Consider the following 1,256-nt stretch of genomic DNA (forward strand, 5'->3'; position numbering starts at 1 on the left):
CTCTCTTTTATGATGCGTTTATAGCCATAAGAAAAGCGCCCCCACGCTTGTTTTTTTACTCTTCTGTATCAACAATCTTGATAACATTATCGCTTTCATAAACCTCACAATTTTTGGGTACCACCCTTAGCTTACTTTGTCGGTTTAATTTTGCCTTGCCATAAGCTTTACCCCAGACCTTTGCATAATATGAGATCTTTGCATTGCCATAAACAGCACCATAAACCTCAGCATTGCCCCCCACGCTAGCATTGCCATAAACCTTGCCATAAATTTTTGCACGGCTATTAACAACAGCATAATTATAAATCTTAGCATGGCTGTAAACACAGACAGAACCCGAAACCTGAGCATGCCCATAAACCCTTGCATAATTATAAACCCACGCATTATGAGAAAGGTGAGCATTGTCATAAATATGTGCTTCTGTATAAACACGGGCGCTCCCTCCCACATGGGCATTGCCATAAACATAACCAGCCACATGGGCAATGCCATAGACACAAGCATTGTCATAAATTTTTGCATATTGAGAGATAAAAGCCTTGCCATAAATCTCAGCATTGCCATAGACATGACCACAGATTTGAGAGTTATGACGTATTTTTGCATTGTCACAAATACGGGCATGCCCATAAACCCATGCATCATCATAAACCCAGCAATTGCCCTCATGAGAGAGATTGGCTTCCTTTTCAATAAAGCCGCCTAGATCGCCAGCTTTGACATCATCAAAATCTTTTAGAGCTTTAATGCGATAAAGGTTTGTAATCTGTTTAGTCATCCGATCTTTAATTTGTTTGCTTTCATTTGTTAATTGGTATTTTTTGCACATAAGAACACCCTCACAATCTAATGTGATAAACGTTTGCTAAAATTTGGAATGGGAATATTTGGTTGAAAAGCAGGCGCCCCCGCACCGCCCGTGCGTTCAATTACGCAGCGTCACTTTCATATTGGCTGTCATTATCATCGTCATAATAGCCCTCACAATCAGCATAATATTCATGACGATAATAATCATCTTCGCTACCAAACTCAGGATATGCATCATCACAGATATCTTCATTAGCAGTTAGAGAGGCATTGCTATGAATATAAGAATTGCCAGAGATAAGAGCATCACAAATAACGGCATCATCAAAAACACGCGCTTCATCACAAATATAAGCAGAGCCACTTATTTTTGCATTGCCTCCGACATGAGCATCATCACAAATGACAGCATTATCAGAAATATGAGCATGATCAGTTAC

At 39.6% G+C, this 1,256-nt stretch carries 1 protein-coding gene and 1 pseudogene; both read right to left on the minus strand.

Annotation, left to right across the window (positions count from 1 at the left end):
* Nucleotides 1-55: 55 nt before the first annotated feature.
* Complete coding sequence (locus BN202_RS08810) at nucleotides 56-835, minus strand: LbetaH domain-containing protein (RefSeq protein WP_019220282.1); 780 nt, start codon at nucleotides 833-835, stop codon at nucleotides 56-58.
* A gap of 100 nt (nucleotides 836-935) precedes the next feature.
* Nucleotides 936-1,256: pseudogene (locus tag BN202_RS08815) on the minus strand (hypothetical protein); the annotation flags it as partial.

It is taken from the genome of Bartonella florencae, from assembly GCF_000312525.1.
GTDB classification, from domain to species: domain Bacteria; phylum Pseudomonadota; class Alphaproteobacteria; order Rhizobiales; family Rhizobiaceae; genus Bartonella; species Bartonella florencae.